Source organism: Azospirillum sp. TSH20, assembly GCF_003115935.1.
GTDB lineage: Bacteria > Pseudomonadota > Alphaproteobacteria > Azospirillales > Azospirillaceae > Azospirillum.
Window position 1 is genome coordinate 1 of record NZ_LGQU01000195.1, and the last position, 9,754, is coordinate 9,754.

Genomic DNA, 9,754 nt, shown 5'->3' on the forward strand with positions numbered 1-9,754 from the left:
TGGCCGACGCCCGCTTCGCCAAGCCGCTGGACGAGGATCTGGTCCGCCGGCTCGCGCTGGAGCACGAGGTGCTGATCACCATCGAGGAGGGATCGGTCGGCGGGTTCGGCAGCTTCGTGCTGCAATTCCTGGCGACGGCCGGGCTGCTCGACAAGGGCCTGAAGGTTCGTCCGATGGTGCTGCCGGACCGTTTCCTTCCGCAGGACTCGCCGGCGATGCAGTACACGGAAGCCGGCTTGACGACCGGATCCATCGTTGCCACGGCGGTTGCCGCGTTGGGTATCACGACGGATGCCTCGGCTCCCTGCCTTGTCGTCGGGGGCTGACCGGAGGCAGACCGGCAGGCCGTTCCGAAAGGTGTCATTGCTGTGAGGGGCGTCATGAGCGAATGGCCGATACGCGTCGTTCTTGCCCAGCCGAGGGGCTTTTGCGCCGGAGTGGAGCGGGCGATCGACATCGTCGAACGCGCACTCGCGCTCTATGGCCCACCGGTCTATGTGCGGCACGAGATCGTGCACAACAGGCATGTGGTGGAGAGCCTGAGCACGCGCGGCGCCCGGTTCGTCGATGAGGTGGATGAAATCCCCAGCGGTGCCGTGACCATCTTCAGCGCACATGGCGTTTCCATGGCGGTGGAGAGCTTGGCGCGGGAGCGGGATCTGCACGTGATCGACGCCACCTGCCCGCTGGTGACCAAGGTACACCGTGAGGGCCGGCGTTATGCCACGAACGGATTCGATGTCGTCCTTATCGGTCACAAGGGGCACGCGGAGGTGGATGGGACGATCGGACAGATCGACGGAACCGTTCACCTCGTCTCCTCGGTCGCCGACGTTATGGGCTTCCAACCACGCGATCCCGACCGTATCGCCTATGTGACGCAGACCACCCTCAGTGTCGACGACACCCGCGAGATCATCAAGGCGCTTGTCGCACGCTTCCCGCGCATCGTCGGCCCACAGGTCAACGACATCTGCTACGCGACGCAGAACCGACAGGTGGCGGTGCGCGAGTTGGCGCAGCGTGTCGACGTTGTGCTGGTCGTCGGCGCCGCCAACAGCTCCAACTCCAACCGATTGCGGGAGATCGGAGCAGAGATGGGCAAGCCCTGCCACCTGATCGCCGACGCCGGCGCGATCGACAGCGCCTGGTTCGACGGGGCTTCGTCCATCGGCATCACCGCCGGGGCCTCGGCTCCCGAAGTGCTGGTGTCGGGGGTGGTCGATTACCTTGCGAGCTTGCGGCCGATCCGCCTGGAGACGCTGAGCGGTGTCGTCGAAAATGTCCGCTTCCGCCTTCCGTCGGAGTTGGATCCCGACCGCGTCGCCTGAGCCACTGCCCATCAGCGGGAGTAAGTGATGCCGGTTCCCCTTCACCAACAGCTTTCCGTCGCCAGCTATGTCCTCAGGCAACGCCTGGCCGGCCGGACGCGCTATCCGCTGGTGTTGATGCTGGAGCCCCTGTTCCAATGCAACCTCGCCTGCGCCGGCTGCGGCAAGATCGATTACCCGGACACCGTCCTGAAACGCCGGCTGAGCGTCCAGCAGTGTTTGGACGCCGTCGATGAATGCGGCGCACCAGTCGTGTCCATCCCCGGCGGGGAGCCGTTGCTGCACAAGAACATCGGCACCATCGTCGCCGGAATCGTGGCGCGGCGCAAATATGTGTATCTGTGCACCAACGCACTGTTGCTGGAGAAGAAACTCGACCTTTTCGAGCCCAGCCGTTATCTGACCTTCTCCGTTCACCTGGACGGCTTCCGCCCGCAGCATGACAAGGCGGTCTGCCAGCCCGGCGTGTTCGATCGCGCCCTGACCGCCATCGCCGCGGCCAAGGCGCGTGGCTTCCGCGTCGGGGTCAACACCACATTGTTCGACGACAGCAAGCCGGAACAGACCGCCGCCTTCCTCGACTGGCTGAAGACGCTGGGGGTCGAGGGCGTGACCATCGCACCCGGCTATGCCTATGAGCATGCACCCGACCAGGAGCATTTTCTGAACCGCAGCCGGACGCACAAGCTGTTCCGCGCCGTGTTCCTCCTGGGTCGCGGAAAGCGCTGGCCGCTCAACCATTCGATACTGTACCTGGACTTTCTGGCCGGCAACCAGCCCTACCGCTGCTCGCCCTGGGGCACGCCGACGCGGAACATCTTCGGCTGGCAGCGCCCCTGCTATCTGTTGGGCGAGGGCTACGCCGCCTCGTTCCGGGAGTTGATGGAGGAGACCGATTGGGACCGCTACGGCACCGGCAATCATGAAAAATGCGCCAACTGCATGGCCCATTGCGGCTATGAACCGACGGCGGTCGCCGACGCGCTGGCACATCCGCTGAAGCTGGCCCGCATCGCACTCAGCGGCCCCGGCGCCTCCCCATGACCGTCAATAGCGTAGCGTCAATCCCGTCTCCGCCCCGCCCTCGCCCACCGTGATCGAGGCATCGGCGAAGCTTGGCGGGGCAAGCATGACGCGCGCGTCGTTTCCAAAGCCATAGCCCTCCAGGGGGATTGCCCAACAGATTGCGGTCGATGCGGTGGTTTCCGTTCTGGTCGTGGCAGGCACGCACCGCATAGGTTCCCGGCATGACGCCGGGCACCCTCACCGATACAGCTCCCGGTCGGGCCGGTGCCGTGCCGCGAAGGCGCAGGTGCCGCCGATGAACATGTCCGCGGAGCAGATGCCGACGACGATCTCGCCACGGTCATCCGCCACGCTGCGCACGCTCACCAGGACATCAGCGGCATCCGCAAATGTGGCAGACAGAATAATGACCAAAATTATCGCCACGCGCATTGGGTACCACCCCTCGGCCACAGTCGGCCACACCGCACATGGATACCGAATGCTACACTTCCCCATCGGCTTCCAAAAGTTCGCCAAGGAATAATCGGGATCAATTTGCCGACCGATTCAATCCCGCTCCGCGTTGTCCAACGACAGGTAGCGCCCACGTGCCCCATTCTACTCTGCGACGGCTGACAGAGCTTGCTAGAGCCTTTTTAGAGTCCTGGAGCGTGGCGGCGTGCCGCTGGCCCATCACCACCGTTGTCCTGAACCTGCTGCTGGCCGGCTTGGCCGGCTGGTATTCGGTGGAAGGGCTGCGCATCAACACCAGCACCACCGACATGATCTCGCCCGAGGCTCCCTTCCGGCGTGACGCGGAAGCCTACCGGCGGGCGTTTCCCTTCGCCGATGATCAGATCGTCGTCGTGGTCGATTCCCCTTCATCGGACCAATCCGATGCGGCGGCGACCCGCTTGGCCGAACTGATGCGCGAACACCCGGAGTCCCTGGCCGATGTGGAGGTGCCCTCGGCCGATCCCTATTTCCGACGCTACGGACTGCTGTTCCTGGACCCGCTGATCCTCCAGGATCTGGCGACGCGCCTCGCCGGGGCACAGGCGGCGCTGGGCACATTGAACGAAGCCCCCAACCTGCGCGGACTGGCGAGCATGTTCGGCCTTGTCCTAGAGCACGCGGGCGAGGATGCGCCGGCCACCCTGTCGGACCTTCTCGGCCGGCTTGCCGACGCGACGGACAGCGTGACCTCAGGCCGGCCGGAGCCGGTTTCATGGACCGGGCTGGTCAAACTGAACGACGACGAGCGGTTCGGCGACCGGCGCTTCGTCACTGCGCAGGCGGTGTTGGCCGATACGGCGTTCGGGCGTGGCCGGCCGGCGGTGGACGCGGTGCGCCGTGCCATCGATGCCTTGAAGGGAGAACCGGAGGGGAGCGGGGTGGACGCCCGCGTGACCGGTGCCATCGTGCTCCGCCAGACGGAGTTGGACACGGTGGCCGATACGGCGGGCATCGCCACCATCCTGTCCTTCATCCTGGTCACGGCGGTTTTGACCGTTGGGATGCGCTCATGGCGGATGATCGCGGCCATGATGATCACGCTGATGATCGGTCTGACACTGAGCGCCGGGCTGGCGGCGGCGGTGGTGGGGCGGCTCAACCTAATCTCGGTGACCTGCGCGGTGATCTTCTTCGGGCTGGGCGACGATTTCGGCAGCCATCTCGGCTTGCGCTACCAGGAGGAGCGGCGCCGCGGCCATCCCCCGCCGGCCGCTGTTCTGGAGGCCGCGCGGAGCGTCGGCGGGCCGCTGTCGCTCAGCACGCTGTGCGCCATCATCGGCTTCCTGTCCTTTGTGCCGACCGAGTATATGGGGCTGGCCGAGTTCGGGGTGATCTCGGCGCTCGGCATGGTGGTGGCGCTGTTCATCAGCCTGACGCTGCTGCCGGCTCTGTTCATCCTCATGCCCCCCGGCCCCGGCGTGGTGCGGGTGGAGCGCGAGGACCGCGCCTACGCCACCTGGATGACCCGGCACAACAGCGCGCTGCTGGGGGTCACCGCGTTCACCGCGCTGGCTTCGCTCGCCGCCCTGCCGCTGGTCCGGCTCGACGTGAATCCGCTGAACCTGCAAGACCGGCGCACCGAAGCGGTGCGCACCTACCGCGAGCTGGCTGAAGTGCCAAGAACCTCCCCCTACTCGGTCAACATCCTGCAGTCGGACTTGGCCTCGGCCCAGGCTATCGCCGACCAGCTGCGCGACAACGAGCAGGTCAGCGGGGCGCGCACATTCGCCAGCTTCATTCCCAAGGAACAGGATGCCAAGCTGCCCATCATCGCGGACATGGCCCTGCTTCTGGGGCCGAGCCTCACCTCGCCTGCGGAAGTCGCTGCACTCTCCCCCGCCGACCGTGCCGAAGCCGTGGCGACGCTGCGCAACGATCTCGCCCGGTTCGCGCAGGGCGACACCGGCAATCCGGAAGCCCGAGCGGCGGCGCAGCGCTTCGCCGAAGCGCTCGAACGCGTCTCATCCGGCGGGGAAGAGGGGTTAACGGAACTCGACCGCGCGCTGACCGGCGGCATCCCGCCGCTGCTGGGCCGGCTGCGGGAGGGGCTGGATGTGGAGCGACCGGTGACCGCTCAGGATGTGCCGGACTCCATCCGCCGCCGTTGGATCGCACCGGATGGGCAGGCGCGAGTCGAGGCGCTGCCCACCCACGATATTTCCGATAGCCGCGATATGGCGCGCTTCGCCAACGCCGTGCTGGCGGTGGCGCCACACGCCACGGGAGCACCGGTGACGGTAACCCAGGCCGGGCGGATCGTTCTGCGCGCCTTCGCGGAGGCGACGGCACTGACGCTCGTGCTGATGGCGCTGGTGCTGCTGGCGGTGCAGCGGAGCCTGTCGGGCATGGTGCTGATCCTGGTCCCGCTCGTCATCGCGGCGCTGTGGACCATGGCGGTGGCGGGCCTGCTGGACATCCCCTTCAACTTCGCCAACGTCATCGTCCTGCCGCTGCTGTTCGCGTTGGGCGTGTCGAGCAGCATCCACATGGTGGCACGCGGGCAGGAGTTGGAGCGGAGCGGAACACACGGGACCAATTATGGGATTGAGCTGCTGGTCACCAGCACGCCCCTTGCCGTGCTGGTCAGCACGCTGACCACCAGCACGGCATTTGCCACCCTTGCGATTTCCAGCCATCGGGGCCTGTCCAGCATGGGCATGCTGCTGGCCATCGCCATCCTGTTCACAATTATCTCGGCACTGCTGGTGCTGCCCAGCCTGATGATCGGATGGCACCGCTGGGTTCATCGCCACACACCAGCAGCCGATCCGACGTCGCCGACCCGGCGATGAGCCCGCCGCGCCAAGCGGCCGCCACGGTGGCGCCCGGCAGGCGCCGCCCGTCATCCTCGACGACCACCTCGGCCCTGGTTCGGCCCACCCCGACTTGCCCTGCCCCGTCCGCCCCGAGCGCAACGATGCGTGTCGGCGTGGCCGTCATGTCCGTCAGGCCGATGCGATGCCCGAAGCGGTGCAGGGCCAGCGCGAGCAACGACGGATGCACCGCGGCCAGCACTCGGCCCTCCAACGCTCCGCCGACCGCGCGGCTCAGATTGTCGGGTCCGCCGGGGACGGCGATCCGTTCCGGCACGGCCGCACCGTCACCCGCCAACAGTGCCGACAGCCGGTAGACGAGCACAGCATCCTCCCGCGTTGCCGCGACGAACAGGCGGTCGGCGGCGACATCCGGCAGCAGGCCGTTGGCAAAGCCGATCCCCGTCGCCAGCATCCGCACCCGCCCCTCGTCCACGAGGCCGACGAAACCGTGGCGAAGGTTCAGGATATTCTCCAGGCCGGCCGCCATCCCGCCGCAGCCGCCATGGTCGCTGGTGAAGAGGAAGCGGCCGGTCTCCAGGAACGCCACGTCGTTGGCACGGCACAGAAACGGACTTTCCACCGTACCCAGATGGCGCAGGTCGTCACCGGAGAGGGAGAAGCGCTCGACCACCGTGTCGCCGGTCCAGCGCCGGTTGATCGCCAGCACGGAACGGCTTCCGTCCGTCTCCACCCGCAGGTCCATGCCATGCGGCCGGAATCCACCGTCCGGATGAAAGCCGGCGCTCAACTCAACGGCTTCGGCCCGCTCCCCGGCGAGTGCCGCCAAAGAGAGCAGGAACAGCCCTCCGCCGGCCTTCTCCGAAACCGCCCGCCGGTCGTGAGTGGAAAGGACCGCCCGCCCGAGAGCCTGATCCACCACCAAGTCCTCGATGCCGAACACCGGCCGGCCACCCGCCGTGACCGCCACCGCCCGACAATCCGCGAAAGCCAGTTCCTTCAATCCCACAAGCACCATCAGCCCGATCACTAGCGGACGGATCATGGTGTGACCGCCGGCGCACCCCAGCGGTCGATGAAGGGACTCCACCGACGCTCCACCCGCTCCCGTCCGGCCTCGGACAGCCGGTGTTCGTTCTTGGCGTAGCCGCGCACCTCGCCCAGATAGGCTTTGAAGCGCGGCTCGGCTGCCGAATAGCCTGGAAGATTGAGCCTGCGGTAGATGCGCTCCGCTTCCGCCAACGGTTCGCGCTCGAACCTCTCGAACGCCACCTCGACGAAACGGTCGGGCGGCAGGTCGGCAGTATCATCCAGCAACGCCTGCATGATCCGGGGATAGTGGTCGAGAACCACCTGCTCCACATCGATGTGGCCGTAGGGCTGGAGCGCCAGCTTGTCCAGCAGCGTGCGGTAGAAATGCACCGTGGACACGAACACCGCCCGCGGGTCGCGGTGGATGTGGATGAAGTGTGCGTCGGGCCAGATTTCCCGCAGCATGGCGACGCGGGCACTGTAGACGGGATTCTTGATCAGAAGGCGCCGCCCGCCCTGGGCAAGTGACACTTTCTCCAGCAGATGAACGAAGCGGCGGCGCCAGCCCTCCGTCTCCGCCGCCGTACAGCCTTCGTGGTAAAGGCCGCGTTGCAGGTTCCTGCCGAAATGCCTTGGAAAGTAGAGCCCATGATAGAAGGACAGCGGCGACATGTTCGCCAACGCGATCTCGTCCTCCTGCGGCGAGTCGGGCCGAACAGCGACATTGTCGATGTAGCGGCGATCCGGCAGGGCCCGTTCCAAAACGGGGCGCAGCACGGAACCGAGCCCCATCATGTCCCACGGCAGCCCCACGGCCACCGGCGAGATGAACCCGAATTGCGGATCGCGGCTCAGCAGATTGTAGAGGTGCGTGGTACCGCTGCGCCAATGGCCCAGGATGAAAACCGGCGCCGGCATCGGACCGAGACGTCGGAGCCTCCAAGCCACCCAAGCCCGCTCCGCCAACGAGAACGGTGCCCGCAGCAGGGCAGACGCGAACACTGCGGCAAGCGTCGGAACATGGCGCGCATCCACGCCGCCATTGTCCACGACCACCTTAAAAAGCGTCAATGCATCGCAGCCGTAGAGCGGATGGTTGGCACTTGGAAGCCAGTCCCGCCAGCAGTTCGGTTCGCGGCTCATGGGGAAGTCTCCCTTTGCTGCACGCTGACGAATGCTATGCGTGTTTGCTGCTGTCCGCACATCATCCAGAAGGTCGGATACCCCTCGATTCCGAAAGACCTTCGATGGTAAGAACCTGTTCCTCCACGCCCAGTCTCTCTCCAGAATCCACAGCACCAGAATGGCAAATTGCTTTCTCGCCATCGACTTGATGAAAATCTGGTGAGCTTGGTTCTAGAGCAGATCGATGGAGAGGTAACTCTGCAATCCACCGACTTCCAATCCGTTGCTGCCTTCACACAATAGATATATTGGAAGCCAGCGCTTGATTCCTATTAGATCGCAAATCCCCATGAAGCTGTGCTAATGTTGCCAAACTGCTTTTTGGTGTTTACGGGTAGCTCTTCTTGTCTCCACGCCAAGTTGGACGGAGAGGCGCATAATCCTCTTCGCGCCTTGAAAAGCGCGGCATGCAAATCCCGGCATGTTGCCGGCTTGCAGAAGCGTCCTGACCCAGGAGGAGGGAACCAGATCAAATGGGAATGCCCCTGGTTGGAGCGTCGATGCCGGCGCGCTGCTTTGCCGTACTGGCGCTTCTAGCGTTATCGGTGCTGTTGTTTGTTCCTTGCCCGGCACCGGCCGAGGTCGCGTCTCCGGTCGCCGCCCCGATAGCCCGGCTGAACCAAGCGCTTCTTGATCTGATGAAGAGCGGTGGGCACGAGCCGGCACGCAGCCGGCTGCAACGCTTCCTTCCCCTCATGCAGGAGATCTTCGATCTGGACACTGCATTGCGCGTGGTAGCGGCACCTTATTTCGACAAGGCCACCGAGGCGGAACAGCATCAAGCACTTGATGCGTTCACCCGGCGAAGCGCCGCCCAGTATGTCGATCGCTTCAACAGCTACGAGGGGCAGACCATCGACATTGTCGGAGAGCGGCCGGGAACGCGCGGCACGATGCTGGTGGATACCGATCTGAGAAAGCCCGGCAAATCTCCTGTGCGCCTCACCTATGTGCTGCGGCAGGAGGGAAGCGGTTGGAAGATCCTCGACGTGCTTGCCAAGGGCACCATCAGCCAGATCGCGTCACAACGTGCGGATTTCCAGTCATCCCTGCGCAACGGTGGGCTCCAGGGTTTGACGCGCGATCTGAACGCCAAAGCCGAACAGCTGCTCAACCGGAGCTGACCGGCATGGCGCCGTCGCTCGTTACCGGTGGCAGCGGCTTCATCGGCAGCCATCTCGTCGCGGCTCTGGTGGACCGTGGCGAGCACGTGCGGATCCTGGACACGGCCCCTCCCCGCACGACCCGGCCCAATGTCACCTTTCTGCACGGCTCGGTGCTGGACCACGAAGCGGTGGCGGAAGCCTGCGACGGGGTCAGGCAAGTCTTCCATCTTGCTGCAATGGCACAGCTCTGGCATCGCGATCCGTCCGTGTTCGACGCGGTCAACCATGGCGGCACACGGATCGTGCTCGCGGCCGCGATGGAGGCTGGCGTGCGCCGGTTCATCCATTGCTCGACAGAGAGCGTGCTGAACCACGGGAGGCCGGATAACGATGGCTCCCACCCTGGGCATGAGGCGATGGCCGGTCCCTATTGCCGCTCGAAATATCTGGCCGAAAGAGAAGCCTTGGCGGCGGCCGAGCGAATGCCTGTCGTGATCGTCAATCCGACCGCACCAATCGGTCCCGGCGACCACACACCGACACCGCCGACCGCCATGTTGCGTCTGTTCCTGGATGGCGGGCCGCGCTTGATCCTGAACTGTAACCTCAACCTGGTGGATGTCCGCGATGTCGCCGACGGCATGATTCTGGCGGCCGAACGCGGCGTGGTGGGCGAGCGCTATATCCTTGGCGGACAAAATCTGACGCTTCCCGATGTAAAGGCCGAATGAAGCTTCCCCAGAACGGTCGGTCGAAAAATCCCCAGATGGTTTGAAGGGCTATGGATTTGCTTCGGTGTCGG

Annotated in this window: 9 protein-coding genes; 6 read left to right on the plus strand and 3 right to left on the minus strand. The window is 65.2% G+C overall.

What is annotated here, in order from left to right:
• The 3 genes from TSH20_RS33780 to hpnH all read left to right on the plus strand — a co-directional run.
• On the plus strand, positions 1–326 hold a 326-nt coding region (locus TSH20_RS33780), incomplete at its 5' end, for a transketolase C-terminal domain-containing protein (protein ID WP_282183599.1).
• A 54-nt stretch (positions 327–380) separates the two neighbouring features.
• Positions 381–1,331: a 4-hydroxy-3-methylbut-2-enyl diphosphate reductase gene (gene ispH / locus TSH20_RS33785; protein WP_109157120.1), complete on the plus strand. Its 951-nt coding sequence runs from the start codon at positions 381–383 to the stop codon at positions 1,329–1,331.
• Between the two features lie 27 nt (positions 1,332–1,358).
• Positions 1,359–2,375, plus strand: a complete 1,017-nt coding sequence (hpnH, locus tag TSH20_RS33790) for an adenosyl-hopene transferase HpnH (protein WP_109157119.1) — start codon at positions 1,359–1,361, stop codon at positions 2,373–2,375.
• Between the two features lie 219 nt (positions 2,376–2,594).
• Here hpnH and TSH20_RS36270 read toward each other — a convergent pair whose 3' ends face one another.
• Positions 2,595–2,723 carry a hypothetical protein gene (locus TSH20_RS36270; protein WP_282183600.1) on the minus strand — a complete coding sequence of 43 codons (129 nt, stop codon included), beginning with the start codon at positions 2,721–2,723 and terminating at the stop codon, positions 2,595–2,597.
• Positions 2,724–3,010: 287 nt separating this feature from the next.
• On the opposite strand from TSH20_RS36270, the gene TSH20_RS33805 reads away from it, so the two are divergent.
• On the plus strand, positions 3,011–5,647 hold the full coding sequence (locus TSH20_RS33805; protein ID WP_247871578.1) for an MMPL family transporter: 2,637 nt from the start codon (positions 3,011–3,013) through the stop codon (positions 5,645–5,647).
• Here TSH20_RS33805 and TSH20_RS33810 read toward each other — a convergent pair.
• Positions 5,544–6,674 carry a hypothetical protein gene (locus TSH20_RS33810; RefSeq protein WP_247871577.1) on the minus strand — a complete coding sequence of 377 codons (1,131 nt, stop codon included), beginning with the start codon at positions 6,672–6,674 and terminating at the stop codon, positions 5,544–5,546. The two genes, TSH20_RS33805 and TSH20_RS33810, sit on opposite strands and share 104 nt — an antisense overlap.
• Entirely contained in the window at positions 6,671–7,804 is a 1,134-nt protein-coding gene (locus TSH20_RS33815; RefSeq protein ID WP_109157115.1) for a sulfotransferase, read from the minus strand. The genes TSH20_RS33810 and TSH20_RS33815 overlap by 4 nt, the downstream gene beginning before the upstream one ends.
• Positions 7,805–8,319: 515 nt before the next feature.
• On the opposite strand from TSH20_RS33815, the gene TSH20_RS33820 reads away from it, so the two are divergent.
• Positions 8,320–8,970 (plus strand): ABC transporter substrate-binding protein, encoded by a 651-nt coding sequence (locus TSH20_RS33820; protein ID WP_247871576.1) that lies wholly within the window; start codon positions 8,320–8,322, stop codon positions 8,968–8,970.
• A gap of 5 nt (positions 8,971–8,975) precedes the next feature.
• Entirely contained in the window at positions 8,976–9,683 is a 708-nt protein-coding gene (locus TSH20_RS33825; protein WP_109157114.1) for an NAD-dependent epimerase/dehydratase family protein, read from the plus strand.
• The last annotated feature ends 71 nt before the right edge of the window (positions 9,684–9,754 follow it).